This is a genomic window from Salinimicrobium flavum, assembly GCF_042684505.1.
Taxonomy (GTDB): domain Bacteria; phylum Bacteroidota; class Bacteroidia; order Flavobacteriales; family Flavobacteriaceae; genus Salinimicrobium; species Salinimicrobium flavum.
The window spans coordinates 61,365-87,428 of record NZ_JBHULT010000008.1; the positions used below are offsets into that span (position 1 = coordinate 61,365).

Annotated in this window: 22 protein-coding genes; all 22 read right to left on the reverse strand. The window is 38.1% G+C overall.

From position 1 onward, the window contains the following. Nucleotides 1-163: 163 nt before the first annotated feature. Nucleotides 164-1,645: a sugar transferase gene (locus ACFSTG_RS08415; RefSeq protein ID WP_380751027.1), complete on the reverse strand. Its 1,482-nt coding sequence runs from the start codon at nt 1,643-1,645 to the stop codon at nt 164-166. 663 nt (nt 1,646-2,308) lie between these two features. After that, nucleotides 2,309-3,172, reverse strand: coding sequence for a glycosyltransferase family 4 protein (locus tag ACFSTG_RS08420; RefSeq protein ID WP_380751030.1), 864 nt, complete (start codon nt 3,170-3,172; stop codon nt 2,309-2,311). A gap of 715 nt (nt 3,173-3,887) precedes the next feature. After that, a complete protein-coding gene (locus ACFSTG_RS08425) occupies nt 3,888-4,904 on the reverse strand; it encodes a glycosyltransferase family 4 protein (RefSeq protein WP_380751033.1) in 1,017 nt (338 codons plus the stop codon). 3 nt (nt 4,905-4,907) lie between these two features. Then, nucleotides 4,908-6,329 (reverse strand): O-antigen ligase family protein, encoded by a 1,422-nt coding sequence (locus ACFSTG_RS08430; protein WP_380751036.1) that lies wholly within the window; start codon nt 6,327-6,329, stop codon nt 4,908-4,910. Nucleotides 6,330-6,390: 61 nt separating this feature from the next. Beyond that, nucleotides 6,391-7,449 (reverse strand): glycosyltransferase, encoded by a 1,059-nt coding sequence (locus ACFSTG_RS08435; RefSeq protein WP_380751039.1) that lies wholly within the window; start codon nt 7,447-7,449, stop codon nt 6,391-6,393. An 85-nt stretch (nt 7,450-7,534) separates the two neighbouring features. Beyond that, entirely contained in the window at nt 7,535-7,933 is a 399-nt protein-coding gene (locus ACFSTG_RS08440) for a four helix bundle protein (protein WP_380751042.1), read from the reverse strand. A 63-nt stretch (nt 7,934-7,996) separates the two neighbouring features. Continuing rightward, a complete protein-coding gene (locus ACFSTG_RS08445; RefSeq protein ID WP_380751045.1) occupies nt 7,997-9,265 on the reverse strand; it encodes a glycosyltransferase family 4 protein in 1,269 nt (422 codons plus the stop codon). Next, nucleotides 9,226-10,029 (reverse strand): class I SAM-dependent methyltransferase, encoded by an 804-nt coding sequence (locus ACFSTG_RS08450; RefSeq protein WP_380751048.1) that lies wholly within the window; start codon nt 10,027-10,029, stop codon nt 9,226-9,228. The genes ACFSTG_RS08445 and ACFSTG_RS08450 overlap by 40 nt, the downstream gene beginning before the upstream one ends. Continuing rightward, on the reverse strand, nt 10,030-11,040 hold the full coding sequence (locus tag ACFSTG_RS08455) for a glucosamine inositolphosphorylceramide transferase family protein (protein ID WP_380751051.1): 1,011 nt from the start codon (nt 11,038-11,040) through the stop codon (nt 10,030-10,032). It abuts the gene before it with no gap. A 13-nt stretch (nt 11,041-11,053) separates the two neighbouring features. Continuing rightward, the gene (locus ACFSTG_RS08460) at nt 11,054-12,031 is read right to left on the reverse strand and encodes a glycosyltransferase family 2 protein (RefSeq protein WP_380751054.1); all 978 of its coding nucleotides are present in this window, start codon (nt 12,029-12,031) and stop codon (nt 11,054-11,056) included. Beyond that, a complete protein-coding gene (locus ACFSTG_RS08465) occupies nt 12,021-13,886 on the reverse strand; it encodes a hypothetical protein (RefSeq protein WP_380751057.1) in 1,866 nt (621 codons plus the stop codon). The genes ACFSTG_RS08460 and ACFSTG_RS08465 overlap by 11 nt, the downstream gene beginning before the upstream one ends. Next, nucleotides 13,887-15,458, reverse strand: a complete 1,572-nt coding sequence (locus tag ACFSTG_RS08470; RefSeq protein WP_380751060.1) for a glycosyltransferase family 2 protein — start codon at nt 15,456-15,458, stop codon at nt 13,887-13,889. Nucleotides 15,459-15,464: 6 nt separating this feature from the next. Beyond that, nucleotides 15,465-16,613: a glycosyltransferase family 4 protein gene (locus ACFSTG_RS08475; RefSeq protein WP_380751063.1), complete on the reverse strand. Its 1,149-nt coding sequence runs from the start codon at nt 16,611-16,613 to the stop codon at nt 15,465-15,467. A gap of 5 nt (nt 16,614-16,618) precedes the next feature. Beyond that, nucleotides 16,619-18,058: a UDP-glycosyltransferase gene (locus ACFSTG_RS08480; protein ID WP_380751066.1), complete on the reverse strand. Its 1,440-nt coding sequence runs from the start codon at nt 18,056-18,058 to the stop codon at nt 16,619-16,621. Further along, nucleotides 18,006-19,145 (reverse strand): UDP-N-acetylglucosamine 2-epimerase, encoded by a 1,140-nt coding sequence (gene neuC / locus ACFSTG_RS08485; protein WP_380751069.1) that lies wholly within the window; start codon nt 19,143-19,145, stop codon nt 18,006-18,008. The genes ACFSTG_RS08480 and neuC overlap by 53 nt, the downstream gene beginning before the upstream one ends. Before the next feature lie 8 nt (nt 19,146-19,153). Further along, nucleotides 19,154-20,224 carry an N-acetylneuraminate synthase family protein gene (locus ACFSTG_RS08490; protein ID WP_380751072.1) on the reverse strand — a complete coding sequence of 357 codons (1,071 nt, stop codon included), beginning with the start codon at nt 20,222-20,224 and terminating at the stop codon, nt 19,154-19,156. Next, on the reverse strand, nt 20,224-20,910 hold the full coding sequence (locus ACFSTG_RS08495; protein WP_380751076.1) for an acylneuraminate cytidylyltransferase family protein: 687 nt from the start codon (nt 20,908-20,910) through the stop codon (nt 20,224-20,226). The genes ACFSTG_RS08490 and ACFSTG_RS08495 overlap by 1 nt, the downstream gene beginning before the upstream one ends. A 2-nt stretch (nt 20,911-20,912) precedes the next feature. Beyond that, complete coding sequence (locus tag ACFSTG_RS08500) at nt 20,913-21,527, reverse strand: methyltransferase domain-containing protein (protein ID WP_380751079.1); 615 nt, start codon at nt 21,525-21,527, stop codon at nt 20,913-20,915. A 5-nt stretch (nt 21,528-21,532) separates the two neighbouring features. Next, on the reverse strand, nt 21,533-22,627 hold the full coding sequence (locus ACFSTG_RS08505) for a glycosyltransferase (RefSeq protein ID WP_380751082.1): 1,095 nt from the start codon (nt 22,625-22,627) through the stop codon (nt 21,533-21,535). Between the two features lie 26 nt (nt 22,628-22,653). Beyond that, nucleotides 22,654-23,916: a UDP-glycosyltransferase gene (locus tag ACFSTG_RS08510; protein WP_380751085.1), complete on the reverse strand. Its 1,263-nt coding sequence runs from the start codon at nt 23,914-23,916 to the stop codon at nt 22,654-22,656. 78 nt (nt 23,917-23,994) lie between these two features. Further along, on the reverse strand, nt 23,995-25,101 hold the full coding sequence (gene wecB / locus ACFSTG_RS08515) for a non-hydrolyzing UDP-N-acetylglucosamine 2-epimerase (protein WP_380751088.1): 1,107 nt from the start codon (nt 25,099-25,101) through the stop codon (nt 23,995-23,997). A gap of 9 nt (nt 25,102-25,110) precedes the next feature. Beyond that, nucleotides 25,111-26,061 (reverse strand): glycosyltransferase family 2 protein, encoded by a 951-nt coding sequence (locus ACFSTG_RS08520; protein WP_380751091.1) that lies wholly within the window; start codon nt 26,059-26,061, stop codon nt 25,111-25,113. Between the last annotated feature and the right edge of the window lie 3 nt (nt 26,062-26,064).

Sequence of the window (26,064 nt, forward strand, 5' to 3'; positions counted from 1 at the left end):
ATCAATTTCCATCGCAAATGTTGGAAAGCGAGCCAAATAAATATCAGCAGAAAATCAGCTTTCCAAATAAGCTTCACGACCGTTACAAAACATTTGGGCCCTCTGCGTGAAATAAAGTTGATTAAAAAAATTGATCATTGTTTATTGATAATTGAACATTGCATTACTGTCCCCTGAAGAAAATAACCGTACTCATGGTTTTTGTAAGGATAGTAATATCGAGGAAGACATTCCTGTGTTTGATGTAGTAGAGGTCGTACTGCAGCTTTTCAAGACTGTCGGCGTGGCTGTTGGCATAATCTGTCATTACCTGCGCCCAGCCTGTGAGACCCGGTTTGATGAAGTGACGGGTATCGTAAAAGGGAATCATTTCAGAGAGTTCTTTCACGAAAATGGGACGTTCCGGCCGCGGACCGATCAGGCTCATTTCCCCTTTCAGGATATTATAGAACTGCGGAAATTCATCCAGTCTGGATCTTCGAAGGAACTTTCCGAAGCGGGTGATGCGCACATCGTTCTTCTGTGCCCATTGAGCCCCGTTAGGCTCAGCATCATCTTTCATCGTGCGGAACTTAATGATCTGAAATGACCTTCCGTTCTTGCCCACACGTTCCTGTTTATAGAACAGGCGGCCTTTATTGGCGATCAAATTTCCGAAGAAAATAAACGGAATAAGTAAAGCCCCCAGAAAAAGACCCGGGATAGAAATTAGAATATCAAATACCCGATGAAAGAACAGGTAGAACTTGTTTTCGTTACTCCGGCTTAAAGGGAAAAACTTGTAAAAATTACGTTCGATGTGCTGAACTGGTATTCGGTGGGTCTTTTCCTCATACACCTGGTTATAGTCCCTCACAGGAAAACCACGCTTCACCAGGGCCATAATGTCTTCATAAAGAGGGGTGCCCGGGCCTGAGATGCTCCCACCCGAGATCAGGACCTCATCCACCCCGTTCCTCTTCAGCGTATCCTCAAGGTCTTCTGAAGGGTACTGGGAAAGACTGATGGTTTCATTGGATAAACTGAGGCCACCGCATTTGATGTAACCTATAATGTTATAATTAGGATCAGATTTCTCCAGTTGTGAGGCAATGATATCCACATCAAGGGGCTCCCCTATGATCAGGACTCGCCTGTAGAACCTGGGGGAGGAAATAAGGGTTATGTATGCAAACCGCCATAATAACATCGTAAAGACGATGGCGAGGTAGAAGTAAATGATCTGCACCCTGTTTTCTGGAAGGACAGGCGTAAGGACCGGGGTAAGCAGAAAGAAGAGTACGGTCACAGAGGAAGCGAGCACAACATTTTTAAGTACCGTGTAATATTCACTTGCCTTTTGCAGGTCATACAGTTCAAATATGCTGGAGAAAAGGCTGAGATAAGCGGCCAGTACCAGGCTCCAGCGCCAGGAATGATCATTTATACTGAAATATTCAAGCTGGAAGAGGATTCCCACCACATAAAGTGCGAACAGCACCCATACCACGTCAAAGATGCGCAGGAGCACCTTGCGCTCAGAGATCGCAAATTGTAAGGTAGACTTGGGGGACATGCTAACGCTTTTACGGCGTAAAGATAATGAAGAGTTTAAAGCCGACAGGTTAAAGTCGGTGTTTTTTGAAAGTAACTCTGATTGTTCCATAAGCTCCCGGTTTCTGCAGCAGCAGATACTATTTGGTTAAATTAATTTTTCAAAATAGCCTGACTTTGGGAGGAGCAGTCAAAAGGCTTTTTCAGGAAGAAAAGATCCTCCTTTGAAGTTCCCTCTGTTCAATGGAAAAGAAGGAAAAATTTTGTTATTGGTTATAGGGGAGAAAATATAATATGAAGTTAAAGTAGTAATTTACAGATAAGTATGAAAATTTTTTGAAGATTTTTTTGCCCTGCCTCAAATCTTTTCCTCTCCCCGATCTTCTCCAAAGGTGAGGGAGTTTATTGGATCTTGGTCCCCGTCATTGATTGCAAATCCGCGCCAGCGGAGGGTAACGAAGTGATGGAGTAACGGAGTGATGAAGTGACGGAATGACGAAGTAACAATTATCGAATTAGCCATTCACTATTCACGAATTAACGGCCCTCCAATTAACAAATCAGGCTTTAATCTTGTCCCGCCTTCATAATTCCTTCAATCACCCTCATCCTCTCCCAGGGAAAGGGAGCTATTGGCCTCCCCGTCACGGATTGCAAATTTTCACCAGCGGCAGAGATTCAAAAAATTCCGGATTTACCTTAAAGTCTTGATTCTTGTCTCTTGATTCTTGTTTCTTTTATAACTCATAAATGTTCCCGTACTTCATATTCCGGTTTACTTGCTCAGTAATTCCTTCCAGGATTTTTTTACCCTCTCCCAATCAAAAGCCTCCACTTTCTTTCTCGCTGCAATGGTTCTTTCATGGGCACGGTCAGGATCCTGAAGGAGGTTTTTTAAGGCAGAAACCATTCGTTCGGGGTCATCGGGGTTGACGAGAATTCCATCTATGTCGGCAGAAATGAGGTATGGGAGTCCGCCGACGTTAGTAGAGACCACGGGCAGACCTAAAGCCATAGCTTCGATGACGCTTACGGGAGAGTTGTCAATATTGGTGGTATTGAGGAAGATATCATAGCTTTCAGAAAGAGCCATCCATTCTTCTTTAGCCAGGCGGCCAGGGAAACGAACCGGCAGCTGGTGCAGCTTGGCGTAGCGGATGCAATCTTTCCAGGAATCATCCTTCACCGGGCCTATCATGCAAAGTTCAGCTCCGGGATAATCGGGCAGCAGCAACTCCAGTACCTTCAAAGCCTGCATCGGATTGTAAATCTCTGCAAAGGCACGTACCCATAGCAGCTTTGGACGAAGTTCAGAACGCTCTTTAAAATGATAATCTTCCAGATTAATAGAATTGGGAATGTATCGCACGTTAGTGAAGCCGGCCTGCTGGAAAACGGTTTTCATATACAGCGAAGGAGCCACATTTATAAAGGCCTTTCCAAATAGCTTTTTTGACACCTTAGGAGAGTGTTCGAGTCGGCCGGGAAGTTCCCCGCCGTGGAGAATGGGAATGTACTTTAAACCCAGCCTTTGGCATAGCATCGCAACTGTATAGGCATACCAGAAGTTCTGGGTGCTGTAGGTATCGATGAGGAAGTAGTCTGCGGTATTCCTGTTCCTGTACACAGTCGATACCATATCTACGAACCGGAACAGCTTGTTCTTTTTTGCTGAAGCTGTTTTTACTGTAAATCCTTCTTCTCTGAGTAGGGGTGCCAGGGTGTCAATGGAGGTGGGAATGCCACCGCTGGTGTATAATTTGTTACCTATGTAGATTAGGTTTTTCAGGATCTGCTTAAGATGTTTGAGTAAAAGTAATTAAAATTAATACACTGTCACCTTGACCTCGCGACGCATAAACAATTATCCTGTTCAATGTTAGGCGAAGATGGAAAGGTAGGTGTTAGATTAAACTTCTAAGTTTAGGTCCATTGAAATGTCTTCCTCTCCCCCAGGTCAACAGTAATTCTTATAAATTTCATGATTGTTCATTTTTTTGCTGTGCATTCCTCTCCCTGCGGTCGTCGGATGCAGGCAAAACGAACCAAAAAAAGGACACTTTTTTGAAGGTGTTTTCAGCTTTGCTTCTGCAAGCTGAAACCGAAATCTTCCGGCTAAATTTTCTCCAAGGCTTCAAAAATTATTAACGCCGAAAGATTTCTACACTGCCAAAAAAGAAACTAACCAACAATAATCTGGATATCAACGGATAAATTTTATTCTCGGGACAGTACTCCTCCTAACGTCCCAAAGACTAAGAAAACGTTAAGCATCGACAGGTAATAGCTTTAAATTAGTAGTACTTAAATATTCAATATAAATTATTCAATTATTACTCCTTATTCCTTAGACATTATTCATTTAAGACAGCAATCCACTCTTCCTTCACGATCTCCCAATCAAACCTTCTGACTTTCTCATAAGCTGCTTGTGCGATTTCCCTGCATTTTTCGGGATCCTGAAGCAGATCTTCTATGGCGCTGACCATTGCGGAGACATCGTTTTGAGGTACCAGAATACCGTCTTTTCCGTCTTCAATGAGGTAAGGCATACCGCCGACATCTGTAGAGATCACCGGGAGGCCGAGGGCCATGGCTTCTATGACACTTATTGGGGTATTGTCAACATCGGTGGAATTGATGAAGAAATCATAATCAACTGAAATAGCGGCCCAATCTTTCTTTTTCATTTTCCCCGGAAATTCTACAGGTAAATTTTGTCTCGCTGCATATTCCATGCATTTCTCAAGAGAGCCGTCCTTCTCGGGTCCAACCATACTCATCTTAGCATCGGGATGCTTGCGGTAGATCTGCTCAAAAACCTTTACAGCCATCATTGGATTGTACCGGTCCTGAAACCTGCGCACCCACAGAAATTTAGGCCCGAAGGTCTTCCTTTCCTTAAAAGGATAATTTTCCAGCGTAATGGAGTTAGGAATTATGCGGGAGTTAGTGAAATTGTGAGCTATAAAGATGTCGTATAAAAAGTGGGAGGGCGCAACGTTGAGTCGGGCGTTGCCGAAAAGCGACTTCGAAAGGTTAGGAGATTTGTCGATACGTTCCTTTAAATTTCCTCCGTGTAATATTGGAATATATGGCAATTTTAACTGTTGACACAGCTTGCCGATGCTGTAGGCATAATAGAAGTTTTGTGCACCGTAAGTATCAATAAGCACGGTGTCTGTCTCCTTGCGGTGGGTCCAGATAAGGGAGAGCATTTCCACCAGCCGCAGGGCTTTGTTATCCTTACTTGAAGCAGTTTTCACCCAATACCCCTCCTGCTTCAATACTTCGCTAAAAAAAGAAATATAGGTAGCGGTAAAGGTGGGATTGGAAAGATTGTTACCTATATAAAGAATTCTTTTTTTCATCAACTATTCTATAACCGTACCGGCCGTTTTTGCTTCAATGCTTTTTATTTTCCCCGGTCTTTTCTTGTCCTCCACAATGTATAGGAGGGCCAGTCCATACACAAAAGCCGGTAGGGCAATTCTCATGGCCGAATGGTTAATGGTGAGGAACCAAAAGGCTAAGAAAGCTAAAAAATAGTAATTGTTTCTAAACTTTGTCCAAAATATAATGGGGACAAATATAAGAATTAGAATGGCTACCACACCTAATAATCCATGTTCAGAAAGTAATCTACTAATTTCATTATGAGTGGCAATCTCCACTCCTAAATTCTCTTCCCTAAATTCAATACCCTTTCCAACACCTATGCCGGTAACGGGATTTTTATAAAACCCGTACAACTCAGTTTTTACCAATTCCACTCTACCCGTTGTAATATCTTCCTTAAGATTCCCAGCTGCATCCCTTCCTTCGTAACGGTTTTCTAAAAGACCAAAAGTCTGGGTTGAAGTAATAAACCAAATAGCCAAAAACGATAAACCTAATAAGATTGTTTTGAACCTTATTTTTCCTTTTTCTCTAGAGCTCTGTTTATAATAGAATAGAAGAATAAAAGCCAAAACACAAACTAAAGCCGTAAAAACACCACCTCTAGAAAAGGTCACCAAAGCTCGATATCCTATCATTAGAAGTAATATAGTATCTAGTAAATTGATTGTTTTACTTTTTAAAGTGAAAATTCGGGTAACAAGCAGAAAAGTCCCAAATCCAAAGACAGTAGAGATTTGATTAGGTCCATATCCACCCGTCGCAGCATAATTTCCTGATAAGCTAACTATCCCTTCATGCAGAGTTGGTGTATATAAGTACAAATAAAACATTTGAGAAAGGAGAGGTAAAAGCAACATTAGTATCACCTTCTCAAAATCTTTCTTCTGAATCTTTTTATAGTAGCAATATAAGGCTGAAACTCCTAAACATACAGGGCCCGCCAAGTTAAATGCAATACTTTTTCTGAATTCAGCTTCATAACTCATTGTTATGGAAGCCACTACAATACCGGGAATTAGAATTAGGAGATAAGTCCAAAAAGGGACTGTTTTTGATGATGTTCCCTTAAAAAACATCCCAATGAGAAGAAAAAGAATTACCGCATATTTCCCTGTCTCGTAAAAGAACAGAGCCTCCGTCTGTCTCCAAAAAACCTCTACACCGGCAATATAGGCCGCTGCCATTAAAGCTTCATTATTGCGGTTACGATTCTGAAGAGTGATAAATAAAAAATATCCAAATACACCTAAGAAGTAAAAAAAAGAAGCTCCTTTAAATAAGTAAATAGCAATGGCAATTCCTAAGTGAAGCAGCAACAGTTTGACGTACTCCATTTTTGCCAACCTGGAAAGAGTGGCAGAGTAACGGTGGTTAAAGGATGCGACTGCAGGCATAACTCAAGATCAGAATACAATAATACGGAAAACAAAAAGTTCAATGTTCAAGGTTCCATATTTAATGTTTAAAAAAATCCAGCACCTCTGGTATTATAATTTCTTCGGAATAAGTCTTTTTAATTACCTGCTGAAAAGATAGGGCATCTGATTTTCGAACCTGATCATTTTCAATATATTCCCTGATTGCCTGTGCCAGGGCTTCCGAATCTTGAGGAGCAACTAACTTTCCGGCCGATCCTATAACCTCGGCACACTGACCCACATCGGTAGAGATTACCGGAATTCCGGCACGACCGTATTCGAGGAGAGCCATCGGCAGACCTTCTGATTCAGAAGATAAAATCCCAAGATCAGCCTGATCAATATATGATGAAACATTTTCCTGCTCTCCATAAATAAAAACATCCTGATTTAGATCCTGGTGGTGAATATATTTTTTAATTTTAACTGAATAAGAATCCTGCTCATTTTTTCCCAACAGGTGCAGGGTAGTTTTCGGGTGATCCTTTTTTATAAGTTCGAAAGCCTTAAGCAAATTCAGGTGGTCTTTCTGCGGCCGGAAATTGGCGACGCAAATGATCTTAATACTGTCTCCTCCTTTTAATTTCATATTTTCTCCTGAACCGAAGTTTTCCGGAAGAAAATTTTTAAAGAACCGCACCTCCTTGGAGGAAAGGTTTTTCTTTGACCATTCTTCAAGGTCGTTATTCACCGCTATAATTCCGTCAAAATATTTTGAGGCAGGTTTTAGTAAGCCTGGTTTTCTACTACTCAACTCCCTTCCGTAATGATCATGCCAAACCAATTTTACACCCGGCAGACTCAGCTTGACTAATAATGCCAGAAACCAGGAACTGCTATGGGCCTGGATGAGATCGATCTTATTTTCTTTTACAAATCTTCGCAGTTTTATAAATGCCTGCAAGTCCAACGTGTTTTTTTTATTCAGAAACAAGTAACCTACATCTGATGACAGCTGCTTTTTCAGCAAACCTTCTTTTCGGGTACAGCATAGAAATGATGCGTCGATGCGCTTTGCCAAGGCGCTGGCATATGTTACAGACATGCGTTCAGCTCCACCACTTCTAAGGGAATCGATTAACTGTAATACTCGCATGTTATCATTTGACTGAATATTATATTCCCTATCATTTTTGTTCAATGTTGAACGTTTAACGTGCATCCGTTTTCACTTCAGGTTATTAGTTTTTCTTCTTAAACTTTGGGCCTTTTAAATTGGATCTGTTCAGAAAATTAATTAAAGCTGTGATTTTGGCAATTTCCTTTTCGCATTTATCAGATAAACTTTTAAACTCCATTTCCGAAATTAGGTTTTTATCCTGTGCGCGGTACAGTTGAGACTTTAATTCGGTACAGGAGCCGCGGGAGAAACTCATAAAATTTCTGAACTCCATATTTCCACCTCTTCCGAATCCTTCTGCTATGTTATCCATTATAGATCCAGAACTCCTATCCATTTGATCCTTTAAGGAATACCTTTTACCAACGGCTGTGGTTTCAAATAAAGTTTCAACATCAACACAAATTTCTCTCGCTAAAACCCAAACCTCCAGATCTTCAAAACTTTCTACTTTCCCCATACCTTTAATTTTAGTTCAAGAGCACCTTGAACTTTAAACGTTAGACGATGAACCTTGCTTTTGCTACTTTTTATTGTTTAGCACCTCTTTTATCGCCTCCTCAAACCTTTCTAATGTATATTCCTGACTCCATTTTTTAGCTTCCTCAGACATACGTTTCATTTCTTCCTGATCTGTTAACAATTTTAAAATTTTCGCAACATCCTGTCCTCTGTTCTCTGTCCTCTGTCCACTCCTTTTTAGCTGTTGGCTATTGGCTGTTGGCTGTTGGCAACAATCTTCCAATAATACTCCTCTACTACCGTACTTGAGCATCCACGGTACACAGCTTACAGGGGTCGCTATGGGAATACCGCCAAAGAACATGCCTTCTGCAATGGCTTTGGGCCAGCCTTCAGACATGGATGGCAAGATCACGAAATGAGCTTTTTGATAAGCTTCTTTTAATTCTTCAATAGGTCGGTTTCCTTTGAAGATCACTATTTCCTCCAGTTCATTCTTCGTAACGTATTTCTCCAACCTCTTTCTTTCCGGACCAACTCCATAGATGTGCAGGCTTGCGCAGATCTCCCGATTGGTACCATTTTCACTTACTGAATTTATCGCTTCTACTAGCTTCACTGCTTCCAACGGCCGCTTCCCCTTCACCAGGTTCCCCACAAATAAAAAAATTAAATGTTCTGAAAAAGCCTTTTCAGGCACCTCAGCTATTTCCTTTTTGGAAAAAGAAGCGGTAAAAAATGGGACAACATTCTTCGACTGCCCCGGCCATTGACCGTAGACCAGCACCTGCATATTCCGTGTCAAAAATGAATTGCTAAGAATCCATTTTTGAAGCCTATAGGTCCAGGGTTGAACTGACTGTGGATCCCAGTTGCCGGCATATTTTGCTGATTTTGGTTTTGAAGGAAAAAAGACCTGGCAAATACAGGCCAGAAGCCCAATATTCCCAGGACACCGTAAATGCAAATGGTCTGCCCTCCTCATCGCACCGAACATTTTGAAGAAGATATATGGAATTTTAATAAAAGCCTTTACAGCAGACAAGAAACTGAGAAAATTAAAAGAAGGAATTTCATTAAAGGTCAACTTTGAATGTTCGTATCTAATTACTCCCCCCCCCAGTTCCTCAGTCCCAGAGGCCCCTCGTTCCCAAGTTGTCAAAGGTGCAATCATCTCCACTTCCTCCACATGATTCCACCATATGTTCATCTCTCGCACATAAGGCGCATAGGCGTAATACCACCCCTCCCGCTCTTTATGTTCTACATGAGTGAAGATCGCAAATCGCATTAATCCTTCTTTTTCATCAGCATACTCAAGTGCATACATCTAAACATGTATTCATCATCCACTGCCGAACGATCCCAGTCTTTCCGATGCCAAGCTCTGGCTTTTTCCAGCTTTCTGTCATTAGAACCTGGAAACAGGTTAAATAATGGCAGCCATTTAGTCTTTCCTAAAACTGCCCGACGCTCCACTATGTCAAACGAACCGTCAAATTTATAATAGGTTTTCCTTGAAAAAGGCCATTCCCAGTCTCTATCGCTCTGGAAGGGACGATAAATACTACGGATAGTTTTTATGGGCAGACTAGTCTGTAGCGGATCATGGCTCACTATCCTTCCGCCCGATTTCAGCTTTTCCTGCAGCTTCAATATTAGTTCATCCACATCTTTAAAATGATGTAATACTCCGTAGGCATAGATCAGGTCAAAATCTTTTTCCTTAAAATTTTCTGAAAGAAAGTCATTTACCTCAGCTTTAGCTCCGGTCACCTTTTTAAGTCTTTTGCTCAATATATTGATCCCCTTCGGACTTAAATCTATTGCTAAATATTCTTTGGAATTTTCTGCAAGAAAATAGCTAAGTGAATTTCCTGCATAACATCCGAGATCTAGCACTTTTTTTCCTGAAAGATCACCTAACCATCTTTTATGCAGTTCATAGATATCTACCTCAATGCCAATTTCTTTCTTTATACGATTTAATGCTCCATTTCGAAAGTAGGACCAAAGGCGAGTAGCCAGATTTTTCTCCTTTTTATCGTAAAAATCCTTTTGACGCTTATTAACATCTGTTCTCGATCTTTTCATTTATCGGAATAAATTAATTAGATCATAATAATTGTATTTTAAAGAAGCTTTCCAACTGGTAAGTTTAGGAGCAAGAGTATCTTTTACGTCCCCATCAAAAACTGTGTAAAAGTGGTCTTTCACCTTAATGAGAGAAAGGTGATGCATCCCCCTATTAAACCATACAATCGAATCTGAACTTTCAAGAAAAGAATCTGATACCTTTACAAATTTCTTCTGGTTTTCTTCAACTATAAATTGATAAAGTGCAAGACCGGTTCCATATCCATCATTATTCTTCTGAAACGGTAAATACCAGCTGTTATTGACTTTAAAAAAGTTCCCTCCAGCACGTGTTTGATCACCCTGCCTATCCTGAAAAGCAGGATCTTTTACCCATGGTCCTTCGAGAGATTTTGAAGTAAATAAATGTTGTTTCAGATTATGATCACTTGCACTTATTACTTTAAGAGAATCAGTCATTAATAGCGCTGGATCCTTCAAGTGAACGTTAGTAATTAAGGTATCATAGATTTTCCAATTATAGGGAAAATCTTCAGCTTTATAAAGTAAAATGTGACCAGCTTGTTTAGTTTCAGGAAGCATATAAAAATCTTCTTGATATTTGAAAACATTAGGAAAAGATAAATGAAATTTTTCATCAAGAACTTCTCCCTTATAGATAAAATTATAACCATCGTGTGACTGTAATAGTCCGATATTGGCGTTACCAACTCCCTGATGTTCAAAGAACACAAAAAAGGTATCCCTCTCATGAATAACAAATGGATCGGCTAAAAAGATGGTTTTTTGATCTGTTTTTCTGTCTAACCATTCCAAATCCAAAACTTGAGAACCCATTGGTTCTACTTTTCGTAATGGATCTTCTATAAATCTATATCCAATTGACCAACCTCCACCCTTAGAAGTAAAAAAAGAATAGCGATTATGGGCCAACAGCAAGAAAACAATAACTGCTAGGGTAAAAACTGCAAAAAATATAAATACTTTTTTGTAAGACCTTTCGTTCATCAGTAAATCTTAATTAGCTAAACATCAGGCGCAACCATCCTATAATTCTTCCTGCACTCTCAGAAAAAGCCTCTCTTTTTTTAGGGGTGGTAAATATATTCGAAATACGCACACTAATTAAAAGAAAGGCAGTAAGATGCCATTTTAGTTTTCCCTTAAATGAAGGTTTTGAATATTTTACCCGCCAAACATGCCAACCATTCCTAATTACCATCTGCCCGTACTTAAACCTGTTCGGTCGTCCCGCCTCCTCATGGTGATGCGTTACCCTGGCCGCTGTATTCACATAATTGGGACCAAATCGAGAAGCGCGCAAACAAAAATCCATATCCTCATACAAGCCATAACCCTTAAAGTAATCCGAAAATGAGATTTTTTCAAAAATCTCTTTACGGTAAGAAGCAACTCCACCCATAAAATATTCTACGGGATAAATATTCCCTGAGGGTGGCAGGAATCCAATTGATAATCCATTTGAAAATTCGGGCATCACTCCCGGGGCCTGATCACTTAGCAATCCAATTTTTTTCCGAAGTAAATTTCGGCTGCCTAATTTTCGAATGAATCCGTCTATTTTATATTCATCAAAATCAGGGGAAGTTTCACTTTTTTTCCAAACGACTTCATTGGAAATATATCCGCCGACACCAACCGCAGTGGGACAGAATGTGTATGTCCTTATCAGGTTTTCAAAATAATCAGGCTCTAGAATAATATCATCGTCCAAAAAGCAAATTACTTCGATTTCCTTACTTGTCTTACTAATCCCATAGTTTCGCTGCCGGGTAAGACCACTATTCTTTTCATTAACTTTAAAATATTTAAGTGCCGTATAGCTAAATTCCTGGAGTAAATTGGCAGTTAAATTATCAGGCGAAGCATCGATCACTAGAATTTCATCTGGATACAAGGTTTGACAGGCAACCGAATCTAGTAAATCTTTAATGGATTTAGGCCGCTTAAGAGTACAGATGATCAGATTAAACTTCACGAGCTTTTCTTAAGGTGCTAATTAAATGGAGTTCAGCATTTAAAGCCGCCGCACCGATTATATTGATATTAGCAAAGGGCCATTGTTTTAGATCTCTTCTTTCCAGTGCTTGATTTTTTATACCCTGTACATAAGCCTTCCCTAAATAATTATCTCTAAAATACCCCTCAAGAATCTTTTCTAAGTCGGAGTTTTGGTAAACTCTGGCCCAATTTATAGATTTCAACAATCGATAACGTTTTTTCGGGTTTTTTGTCTTCATCATATGCCTAATCAGTGCCTGATCAACTTTAGATCTTAATCCCCAACTTGCAAATTTTAAAAAATCTGGAGCATTTTGAGATACAAAGGGTGCCTGACTCGTAGGTACTTTCCGAAATTTTCTCAACTCTTCAGTATTTTTGAAAAGCTTATTTATAAAACGGTAATTTAGTCTAAGGTTTGGATGGAGATTGGAGGTTTTTCTAAGCATCTGCAGTGACATAGCCGGTGAAAAAGCATCAAATTTATTGCTAACCACTAAAAGTTGTTTTGAAAGATGCATTCTTGTATAGGTATACCATGAGAAAAGTTCGTCATACAATTCTACATAAGGTAAATTATGGACCTCGATTCTTTCAAATACTTCATTGAGATCTGCAGCAAGCTCTTCTCTCACCACCTCAAAATCGAAATCAAAATCAAACCTCAACAAATTCTTTTCATGAAAATAAATTAAATAATTCCTAAGCTTTTTTTGTTTCCATTGCTCAAAAGCCTCAGAAGATGATTTTTCCAGATGATAATCATCATTCTTGACATAGTACTTTAAGAAATTCTTCTGTCTAAATTTTCTCGTTGAATATCTAGCTATTTTTCGCCCCGGAAGGGCCTCACACAATTCTCCTAGCAACAACGGTTCCTTAACTTTCTTTTCAACGCTTTCAGTTATTTCCAACCATGAACAAAGCTCAAGAGCTTCCGTTCCCCAGGTATATTTGTACAGAATTTCAGAAGTAGGGAAATATAGCTCTGGACGATAGCAATTTTGAAAACTTGCAGCTTTCAACTTTGCCAGTCGTGCCGCTATCTTCGTCTCATAATTTTTAATACTGCCAAAAGTATAGCAAGTCAATTTTTTAGAATCTGAAATGGCTCCAAGAGTAATTCTACTATCAACACCACCACTTAATGCCAAATTCACACTATTTGCATTGTTCAAACAATATTCCACCTCCCGCTTATAAGCCTCCCAATAACCCTTAACTAAATTATGGTTCTGGTTGGCATCACTTAAATCTGAATAAAGGCTATTATCAAATTGAATGGAAATTAGGTTCCCTTCCAGGTCATACTTGCGCCTTTCCCCAGGTAAAAGTCGCTTACAATTTTTCAAGATCGTTCTAGATCCCTGATTAGCAAAATCGGGTCCAAGACTCCTCTGCAAAATTCCAGTCGGATCCATCTCCGCTCCCGAAATCGCGCCCAATAATATTATTGAATTAGAAAAGAAGAATTTATTACTGTCGATTCGGTAATACAGGGGATAAAGGCCAATCAAATCGGTAGAAAGATTGACTAATTTTTCCTGTACAACTATTAGTATTGCAGAAAATGATCCTGTAATATTACTGGGTAACGGCCACTCTCCAGACAATGCTTCTATGACACTTTTTTCCTGCTCCTTTTTCTCATGTACCTCCTTGTTAAGATCTCTTAAATATCCATCAACCGATATAATTTTATTGTCAATTTTCTCCGGGGGGATTACACTCTCGGTTATAACAGAAAAATTTTCAATTTGATGTTGAAAAAGGCCCTGAGGCAATTGCTCAGGAGTCAACTCAGTATTATTTGTGATCAAAAATTTTTTCATTTAAACGGAGGTTTTCGGAACTGTAGCAAGTGTTTTCTTCAATATTTTTTCCGCCCATTTCTCACTTATCAACCAGCGCTTTCTCATTGTTTTCAGATATGTTACCGGATTCTTAATTTGCTGACTAAAATAATAGCGAAAAAACAGTTCAGCTTTAAAACCTTTTAATTGTTCCTGAGTATAATATTTCTTTAAATATATCATCAAGGTGGGTGAAGGCTTAGGTTTATCCTCTACCCAGGGAGCTGCGGTTATTTCCCTAAAACCTCCTCGCGGAGCTTTGAGATGAAGAATTTGCAGCGCAGGATGATAAATAATATCACAGCCGGAATTTCGTAGTTGCATGCCATAATCTTTATCTTCGGCATAACCATATTCAAAAGCTATGTCAAATCGTAATTTGGAAGCAAACTTTCCGGCTACTATACTATTCCCCGCACCAAAGGTCCCCCATTGTTTCAATTTATCAAAAACTAAAGATTCTCCTTTCTGGCGATAATTCAGAGTTAACAGGTCAAGACCATATTTTTTAATTTCTTGTATTGACTTTTGTAGTATATCTTCTTCCATACGATTATCATCATCTGCAAAAAAAACCCAATCGGCATTGACTTCTTCCAAAGCTACATTTCGGGCATTACAAGCTCCTGTCTGATGGGTGAAATGATGAACCAGTTTAAATGGCCAGGGCTGTTTTTCTATTTCCGGTATATCCGTCTGCGAATTGGGATCAGGATTTTGTTCCACAACTATTACCTTTTGAGGAAGCAGGGTCTGGGATTTTAAATCTTCCAATACTGTTAGAAGATAATCCCTCCGGCCTAAGGTAGGAATGATTACATCAATAGATTCCCCGTGTTTATTTAATTTTTCTGACTTTACACAAATATCCGACAGATCGACATCTTTTTTAAAAAATTTCTTTTTGAAAAAGGCAGTTATTAAAGACCCTCCAGGAAAAGATTTTTCATATTTGACGAAACACCAGAAAAGTAACCAAAGCCGAACGATTTTGTAATGGGAATAAACAAAAGAGAACAAGTCTCTTTTTGATGCTTTTGATCTCACTTCAACGGGACGGTCTGAATGACAGCAGTCCTTTATTAATAAAGGTTCACTGTAACAAAAAAGTCCATTTTGCTGCCCCAGTTTGGCTATGCTGTTGAGTAGAAACCCAAGATCATCAATATGTCCGAAAATCTCGCGAAACTTTAATATCACCTCACCCTTTATCCCCCCAACATCACTACTCATTTGCCAGGTGCCATATTGCACTTCCCTATTAATATTAATGAAAGGCAGCTGATCGATGTAACCTATTTCATCTGAAAAATAAATTGAATTTATTGGGTAAGAAGCCATGATCAGGTCATGGTGAAAGATCTCATCAAGCTTTTGAAAATTAATATCCTCAAGAAAACTTTTTTCCACCCAACAAATAAGTTCTTCAGGAAATTCTAAAGCCACTTTCCAGAGTACTGAAATATAGCTTGAAGAACCAAACTCTAATTTCTCTTCTCCTATGAGAGCTTGCTCTAAAATTTCTCCATTACTATGAACAAGTAGTATCATCGGCCTCTATTTAAAACGATTCTCCAAAACCTGTTGATAGAAAGCAATATTCTGTTCAACTACAACCCTGGTGCTGAATTTATTTTCAACTTCTTTCCGGGCTGCCTTTCCCATTTTTGAAGCAGTTTTAAGATTCTCCATTAAATATAAAATTCTCTCAGCATACGCTATATGATTCTTAGGATTAACTGTAAATCCTGTTACTCCATTGATCATCACCTCAGGTGCCCAGCCTATGTTTGAAGTAACCAATGCTTTTTCCATAGCCATCGCCTCCAGCCAAGTCATCGGAAGAGCCTCAGCAAAACTCGGGAGCACTACTAAATTGGCTTTTTCGATCTCTCTTTTTATCATGGAATAATTCATGGATCCAATATATTCGAAGTTCTTTGCTGCTTCAGTAGAGAGTTTGTTTTTAAATAGTTCCAGGGTAGAAACCTGTTCAAAAATATCAACCACATCCCTTCCCGCCAAAATGAGTTTAGCTTCTTTATTCTGCTTCACAACCTCATTAAATATACTTGCCAGTTCTAAAACACCTTTTTTCCTTATCAATGTTCCAAAATAAAGGATTCGGTTTGACTTCGGGTTATTATAATACGGCATAAAATTCTTAACGGAAATACTGTTCGGTATTACTTCATAATTTCTGTTAAGATTTAAAACTTCTAAAGTTTTTCTTCCTGTAAAATCACTTACTGAAATTATACTGTCGGCATCGTGTATCGCCTGCCTTTCAAATAATCGATTTTTAATTTTTTGTTTTCGGTTCTCAAGTGCGCAGAAATAGGCATCTGTACCGTTCATTCTTATTACCAAGGGAACATTAAATTTCATAAAAGCGGTAATCCCTGTCCAATCAGGAGCTTCAATAAGGCTAATATTTTTATCCAAAATAATCTCTGAAACTTGTTTTTCCAGATATTTTCTATAGAGATACCAGCCTCCGATAGAGTAATTTTTCTGTCTGATAAAATAGAATTGGATTCCGTTTTCTTCCAGGTTCTTATCCTGCGCCTGACCATAAAGAATTACGCTAACTCTTACTCCTTTCGAGACCAGCGCTTCAGCCATATTCTTAATGCTGGTTCCAAGGCCACCCGAAGTGGAGCAAAGTACGTGAGGGTATTCGGGGGTTAGGTAGGCGATGTGCATTTTACCTAATTTTTAATAAGTTCCTTAAGATAATTACTTATTCTGTCAGTAGCCTTATCCGCCGGTTGTTTGTTAATTCTCTTAAACCATACCTCAGCATTTTGAATAACGTTTCCAGCTTTTAATTCCAGTACCTGTTTTATTACCTTATCCACTTCATTTCTGTCATTGATCCAATATACCGCTCCTTCCGGCATGGATCTGAAATGTACATAATCATAAATAACCGCTACATCTTTAAGCATCTCTGCTCCACCGGGATTATAATTTATAAAAGCACAAGGTTTGCTATAACTGGCGTAATCGAAAACCATAGAAGATCCAAGATTGATCACCATAAAGCTATGAGCTATTGTATTTGCTTGAATTGTTTGATCTTCTTCTTTCGGGATCACCTCATTCCAGTTATCTCCTTTTTTTTCCCATGCAGGAGCAATTGGTGTAATTATACTTTTGTAAACATCTAATACCCGGTCATAGCGGTCTGAAAGGTCAACCGGTGATCTCCTAAAAATAATACCGAGATTTTCTCCCTGGGAATTTAATTTTTCAACCGCTCTGGCTACATCTTCCAAATATTCATGGTCTCCGGGGGAAGTGGTAATATCATCTCCCGAAAAACAAAGATATTTTCTTTTATTGTCTAAACCGAAAGTATCAAAAAACTGCTTTCTTTCCCACTTGTATTCGTTCTCAAAATGAACTTCGAATTGTGGACTTCCTGTAATCTTAATTTGCTCTGGCTGGATATCGGGATAATATTTCAATAATTCGTCTTTCATTAATTCGCTCCACACGAAATAATAATCAGTATTCATAATTTTTGTTGCTTTTGGAAGATTATCCCAGGAAAAAATGAAGCAACCAGTTTTTATACCGAGATCCCTGGCTGCAAGTATTGGAGCAAGTGCTTTTATCGGTCTTTGATTGGTACAAAAAAGAAGGGCAGGTTTTTCTTTTTCAAGCAATGTTCTACATTGGCTATAGAAAAAAGATCTCCTTTCGCTCTGCTCCATTTTTTCCTGCAGCTTTCGAACACCTTTCTGACCAGGGTAAAGGCCTATCAGAAATCGGACAATCCGGTTCTTCAGTTTATTCTTTATCCCGACAGAAGAAGACGGAAACTTATAAGTGTCATAGACCGGATCTTTAAATCTCTCTTTGAAGCAGTTCAACTCATTTTCAATCTTAGCTCTTTTGAAAAGATCGGTAAATATCCCAGGCTTTCCTTTTAATTTTATCTCTTGCAGGCCTTCTTTCTTCAAGTTTTTGGAAGTCTGGTTCCAGTACACAATTTCCATTCCTTCACCCGCTGCTATTTCAGGAAAACTGCTGTAGACGAAATTTCTTAGTCCGACACCATCAGGGATCAAAACAAATATTTTTTTCAATTTAGCTGATATCTCTAAATTGTTTCTGATGTTCGATTTTCCAGATATCTTCACTTCTTATAACGTTTAAAAATTTCCCTGCACTGTCTCCGTTCCCGAAATCGAATCGTTCTTTCGGGAAAGAAACAACTTCTGTTTCACCAATTGATTTTAAAATATCCTCGATTGAGTAACCACAATTAATGATTTCCGCATTTGTTGACCTGTTTTGTTGACGGGTCCCGATATTTATTGAAGGAACTTTATAGTAGTGAGCCTCTCTTATTCCAGCACTGCTATTGCCGATAATAAAATCGCTGTTTTTCAATAGACTTAGAAAATATTCAAACCTCATCGATGGTATAATTCTAAACCTGGAATTATTTTCAAGACGTAAATACTCTTTTAAAATTCTTTCGCTCCCGTGATCATTATTAGGATATATCACTACATAGTTTCGGTCTGTGTCCAATAAAGCGGTAACAAAATTTGAAACATGATCTTGAATTCCATGCACCTCAGTGGTAACGGGATGGAACATGGCGATCGCATATTGATCGAATTCAATGTCATAGTATCTTTTCACCAAACTCAGATCAGGAAGACTTTCAGAAAACATAGTATCAATATCTGGCGAACCTATTTCGAAAATAGAACTCTCTAATTCTCCCATCTGCATAAGTCTTTTTTTAGCCTCTTGATTAGAGACGAAATGCACATGGCTTAATTTTGTGACACTGTGCCTTATAAGTTCATCGATGGTTCCTGAAAGTTCTCCTCCCTCTATATGTGCAACTAAAATATTGTTCAGAGAACCTACAATGGCACCCGCCAAAGTTTCAATCCTGTCTCCATGCACCACGATTAGATCAGGTTTTTCTTCTTTTACCCAACACGAGAGTCCTTCAATGGTTTTTGCAAGGCTCAAATCCATAGTCATTTCACTCGTATGGTTATCGAAGGTTCTTATGTTTTCAAAACCGGATTTCTCAATTTCCAGCACAGTATACCCATACGTTCTTTGCATGTGCATTCCTGTGGCAAATATTATATAGTCAAATTCAGGTTCTTCTTTTACAACCTGCATTAAGCTTTTAAGTTTTCCGAAGTCAGCACGTGTGCCGGTTAGGAACAATATTTTTTTTGATGCTATCTCTCCCATCTAAAAAATTAAGTTTTCATATCATTCCATACAATCAGCTCATCTGCATCTATGTTTTTGGCAGCAACTTTTCCCAGCACCTGATTAAAAAATTCAGCTGAAATTTCACCGGTTCCTGGTCTTTTAACCCAAATGTTTTTAGGAGTAAAAGTCTCACCAGCTTTAATTGGTACAATGCTACATACACTGGCAAAGGCAAAATCACTGGTTATTTTTTCCTCATCGGCCGGACCTTTTTTACCACCGCGCATCAATGCAATTTCTGCAGAAAATTGTATCAAATTCCTACAATCATTCTCATCCATACTACAAAGAATGTCTGGCCCTACACGATCCTTTCGGTCCGTAAAATGTCTCTCTAAAATTGAAGCTCCCAGTGCCACGGCCCCAAGACAAGCGTTATTATTTAAGGTATGATCAGACAATCCAAAAACTTTATCAGGAAATGACTGATGAAGTTCCATCATAGCCCCATATCTAACAAGCTTCGGCGGTGTAGGATAGAGATTTGTAGTGTGTAATAAAGCACAAGGAATGTTATGATTATCGAATATAGAAACGGCTTTACTTATACTTTGAATGGTATTCATACCAGTACTCAAAATTACCGGTTTGCCAAATCCGGCAATATGTTCTAACAGTGGATAATTATTACACTCACCACTGCCAATTTTATAGGCAGGAACATCAAAAGAATTTAACCTATCAGCAGCTGCCCTGGAAAAAGGTGTTGAAATAAATATCATATTGTTCTTTTCAACATAATTCTTTAGCTCCAGCTCATCTGCCTCGCTCAAAGAACATCTCTTCATAATTTCATAAATGGAAACGTCGGCATTTCCCGGAATGACCTTCTTTGCTTCCTTTGTCATTTCATCCTCTACAATATGCGTTTGATGTTTTACTACCTCTACCCCGGCTCTTTTAGCCGCATCAACCATTAATTTTGCCACATCCAGAGAACCTTCATGATTAATTCCTATTTCTGCTATTACAAGAGGTGGATAATCCAATCCTATCTTTCTGCCTGAAATTTCCATATAAGGATTAGCGGGCTTTGCATTTTCTGACTGTCTCATTATAAATCATCATTTTTTAATCTGTCATTTTCATACAAGAATTGGGCATACCTCAAGTCTTCAATGGTGTCAATATCCACATTTGCAAATAAATGATTAACCTTAAAAGGTAAATTTTTCTCAGCTAACAAAAGATTATTCATAACAATTTCGGAACGTATTATATACAGCAGACCATTTTCGTAATATAGAGGTTCGAGGTCCTGACTTCTTTGACCCATCTTATAATTAAACGGAATAAATTTACCCTCTTCTATTTTTCCTAATTTATGATAGCTCCTACTGACTGTCATCAGGCTATCATATTTGCCATTTTCAAATTCTTTAAATGCATCTTTTAGTAAGTTAGGAGGACGCAAAGGGTTCGTTGGCTGTAATAAAACTATTACGTCATATTTCTTGCCCAACTTCAACAAAGTATGTTTAAGGACTGATATCGTGGAACTTTCGTCTCCGGAAAGTTCTGCTGGCCTTTCCACCACAGTTGCACCCGTGTTTTTAGCCACTTGAATAATTTCCTTGGAATCAGAACTTACGACTACATCATCAATAATCCCGGCATTTCCCATAGCGTAATTGATACTATGCTCTACCAAAGTTTTACCTCCAATCAAACTTAAATTCTTATTGGGTAATCTTTTTGAACCTCCACGGGCCGGTATAATAGCAACAGTCCTTTTAGCCAATACTATATGTTTTGATTTTCTAATCTAAAAATTGATTGTTTTCTCCACTCCAGATACTCCATCACCTTAAAACCTTTCCTTTCAAAAATATCTCTTAGATCTGAATTTGTATAATCACTTAACCAGCCCTGCTTTAATCTATTCGCTCCTGAAATATCGGCACAGGCGTATGTCAAATTAATATATTTAAGAGATTTAGCAAGTTTTTCGAATAGATTATCCAGATCATAAACATACTCCAGCACTCCGCTGAAAATGGCCGTATCATAATTTTCCAGATCTATCATCTTATCCTCATTAAGATCACAGTAAATCACTCTGGAATCTCTTATATGTATATCTGATGGTGTATATTCACAGTTTGGGGGAAGATAATCTTTCAAACGCATTTTCCCAGCACCAAACTCTATAACTTTAGCTCCACTATTCACCATTTCCGCAAGAATAATTGACCTTTCATTCCAGTCTTCGTTTAATTCACCGGTCTTCTTCCATCTTAATAAATCAGATCTTTTTTTTTCTTTAAGCTTTTTTGTCTTAGTCACTCTCCGTTTTAATAATAGTGATTCATACAGCCTGTTGATTCTAAAGGCGAGGATTACTATGATTTTTTTCAATGTTTTCAATATTCCTTCATTTCTATTTTAAATGCTATCGATCTAAGATCCTTTGAAATCTTATAAGAATAATTATAATTATGATATTTAAAAATTATATGCATTAAAATGAGATCATTAATCTCCTTCAGGGAGCTATAAACCTGGGTCTGCCTATTCAGCAACTTTTTTAATTTATATTTGAAAGAACCAAAATAGGGAGATTGAACGACCTCTACTTCAACAATCTCCCCATGTGAATTGGGTAACTCAAATAATAGTAAATGTTCAATTTCTGCAAGAATATTGGTGAGCCTGATTTTCTTAGTTGGAGATTCAAGCAATCTTTTTCGAGACATTGGAATAATTTCTCCCCAACAGGTCTGTTTAGCTGGAACCACCGCTTTTTCTCTCTTATGGTAAATGTAATGCTGTTCATTAATTCGAAGAACATTTTTTAATCGGGGGTAATGATCCAATTTTCTTGTTTGGGAATTTTCATAAGAATCATGCCATATGTGATAAAAATAAGTGTCTTCAACAAATTGAGATCTCAATCCATAGTTTTTCAAACGTGAATAAAGATCTACATCTTCAGATCCATAGAAGTGGTAAAATTCATCATACCCTTTTACATGAAATAAGGATTCCCGGGAGGTCAAAAGCATACCATTCACATTTCCAAATCTGCCAGGATTAAATCCTTCAAAATTAGTCTCTCTTTTTATTTTTTTGGATTCCTCCTGATCAAGATATCCCATTTTAAACCTATAGAAGTATTCCGGATCTGCAACTTCTTTTAAGAAAGCAATTGCATGGGGATGAAAAATGAGGTCTATATCAGCAATAAAAATATACGGATTTGTTGCTCTTTTAATTCCATAGTTCAAAGCCCGGCTCTTATTCCATAATTGATGGGATACATCTAAATAAAAGTACTTGACAAAGTGGAATTTTTCAGCTAGCCTCATAGCGCTCTTTGCATTTATTTCACTACTGCCGTAATCTATGAAGATCACTTCAAAACCTTCTCTGACCTGTCGGTCCAATGATCGAAACGAGGCCTCTATTCTTGCAGCCTCTCTATCTCTATAGGCATATATTATACTAATTCTATCCATGTTTTATGGATATTAAATCAACCTGCTTATTCAATATTACCGATGATTTCATTAATAACATCCTTAAGGTGATTTGAATCTAAATATTTTGAGAGGTCTGGCCTGTTGAGGTAGAAATCTTCAGGGGATGACTTCCATCTTTTATACAATTGTTCAATTATACCGGCAATCCCTTCTTTGTCATCAATTACAGTGGAATAAGGGTAATCTTTCCCTAATAATCTGTTTGATTCACTTAAACAGGGTCCTAAATATAAAATTGGTTTATTTGCCTGAATACAATGAGGAAATTTCCCAGGTAAAAACGGACTTATCTCAGATTTTGCCTCTAAAATAATATTAACCGAACTTAATCTTTGTAGAGTATAAACAGAATTAAAAGGCAACTTATTTTCAACCAGAATCAATTGCTTTAGTACAGACTTCTTGTTTTTTAACCAATCTGAAAATATGCTTTTTCCTCCTACAAAAATAAGATTAGATTCTTTTTTCGCATCAGGATTTCTTTCTAGAAAAGTATGAAATGCTTCTACAAGAATTTTAGGGTCTCTTGGCTTCAAAAGAGCACCGGCATGTAGTAGGTTGAAATTTTCAATTTTGAAATAATCAGGAAGATCTTTTTTTTCCACATCAAGATCCGATATTTGATGGGGAATTATATAGCCGGTATCATTAAATTTTGGGTAATAACTTCCCATCCAATCTTTAAGTAACAAACTTGGGAAGCCACTAAATTTAGCCTTTTCTGAAATATCTCTTATAAGTTTCCATTTTTTTCTATATCCGGGTTCTACCCATGCAAATGGTCTTGGATAAAGATGCATCGGGTAGGGATCATGTACATAGGCCAGCCATTTATAATGTAATTCCGGAAGTTTTAATAGCGCATGATGAGGGCGAAAGCTGCCTGCCTGGCTCAATGTAATAACCAAACGAGACTTAGTATGCTTGCTCTTTTTAAGAGTTGACACGATGCTATTTCTATCATTAAAAAGAGCAAATGAAAACCCAAAAAGTTTTTCCAACTGCTTATTAGGCTCTACCTTTAAAAAGTATCTGGTATATCTCTCAAACCGACTTAAAAAAAATAGAAGGCTCCACCTGTTTTCTCGAATATTAATACATTCTATATCATCTAAATGAATATTTTTCTGAGAGTAGTGATGAACTTTTACATCAAATCCTGCTTTATGCAAATTTCTTATAAGTGCTACATTGGCTTTTGCCCCACTACTCCCATCCACATCGATTGATTCAACTACTACTAAAATCGTTTTATTAGCTGGCAAATTCTTGTGCTTTTATTGAGTAAAACTATAAATTTAGCTGGATATAAAATTACTTCTTAGTAGATGTTCCAAATGTCTCTATTTCTCTTGTGAGAACAGCAGTAATTCATCTACAATTTTTACTGCCGCATTACCATCCCCATATGGATTAGAAATATCCGAAAAATTATAGTCGGCATCTAAATATTTTCCTGCTTCCATAAGAATTTTAGATTTATCTGTTCCCACCAAAGTTGCCAAACCTGCCTCTACCACTTCCATTCTTTCTGATACGCTTCTGGTAACTAAAATAGGGGTTTTAAAGGAAGGGGCCTCTTCCTGGATTCCCCCGGAATCAGAAATAATAAGTTTGGCTCTCTTTAATAACCAGATCATTTCGGGATATCCTACAGGCTGAATTAAATGAACATTGTGAATATTTCCAAGAATTTCGTGCACAGGTTCTTTTACATTAGGATTAAGATGTACAGGGTAAACAATCTCAACATCTTCCCTCCTGGAAAGTTGCTTAATAGCTTCACAAATTTGTAACAAACCCTCACCGAAATTTTCTCTCCTATGGCCCGTCACAAGAACTAACTTCTTGTTACTATGGAATAAGTCTTTAAAAAAACCATAGGCATTCGCCTTTGCACCCATCTTCTTTTGTGCCCATTCTAATGAATCTACAATAGTATTCCCCACCAGTCGGATGCTGTTTTCCGGTATATTTTCCTTCAATAAATTAGCAAGGGCTTTTTGTGTCGGCGCAAAATGTAAATCTGCAATTCGGGAAATTATCTGCCTGTTCACTTCTTCAGGATAAGGTGCTGCCTTATTATAAGTTCTTAATCCCGCCTCTACATGGGCCACCGGGATCTTTTTATTAAAAGCTGCAAGTGAAACCAGTGTAGCACTGGTTGTGTCTCCCTGGACTAGTATTATGTGTGGCATTGCCAACTCCAAAATCCTATCTGCTTCTGAAAGAATACGAGAACTTATCATATTAAGGGACTGTTCCGCTTGCATGATTTCCATATCATGGTCTGGTTGGATCTGGAAGAAATCGAATATCGGAGCTAACATCTCCCTGTGTTGTCCGGTTGACATTATACTAAATTGGATATTCCTCTTTTTCAACTCGTGACAAACCGGAGCCATTTTTATTGCCTCGGGTCTTGTACCTATACAAATAAGAACTTTCAATACAGTATCCTATTTAAAATTTCGTTTGTACCAGGGCATAATTGCCTTGAATATTTTATACCTGGCAAGGTAATAAGGATATCGCGAAGGAAACAGACCATTTTCAATAAAAAGGTATTTATTAGCCATTATGACTTCCTTATCTGAACTTCCAAACATTAAGAGTAATTTCTTCAACTTCCATTTCATGAAATTTTTAGCTTTCACATCTCTTAGTTTTTGATGCGCCTGTATCAACTTATAACCATATAAAAGAGAAGCTAAATTTTTGGAATTAAAGGAACTGCTTATCCTTTCTCCACTATGCATTCTATAAAGAACGTGACATCCTTTAGTATTTATTAATCCATCTGAAACCAAGATTATTCTAATAAAGTATTCAGCATCCTGATTTATGGATAAATGCGTGTTCCAGGGGCCGGCCAGTACCGCCAGGGTTCTTGGAATTAAGTAAGCGTGCGGTGGAACAAATGTTTCCTTTTTTAACAATGAATGACAAAACTCTTCTGCTCTCAATACCTCATCATCATCAATTACATTGTGAGGTTTAAAATCTTTACCTTGCCAAAAGACATCCCAATTGCAGGTGGTGAAATAATTCTGAGTTTTATCCTCCTCAAGTTTTAAAACCTGCAGTTCCAGTTTGTTCTCTGAAAGAAGATCATCATCATCTAACCACTGAATATATTCTCCGCGGCTGTTATAAAAACCATAATTTCTGGCACCACATGCTCCCTTAGGAAAATCACCACTTCGAAGATAATATCTAAAGCGCGGATCCATGTTTGTGAATTTCTCTACCACCCGAGCCGTATCATCTGTACTGCCGTCGTCCACTACAATACATTCCCAATGTGCATAAGTTTGATTTCGAACAGACATCAGGGTTTCTTCCAAAATACTACTCCTGTTAAAAGTAGGAATAATGATCGAAATTAGTTTATTGGTGGTAAAGTCCATTAA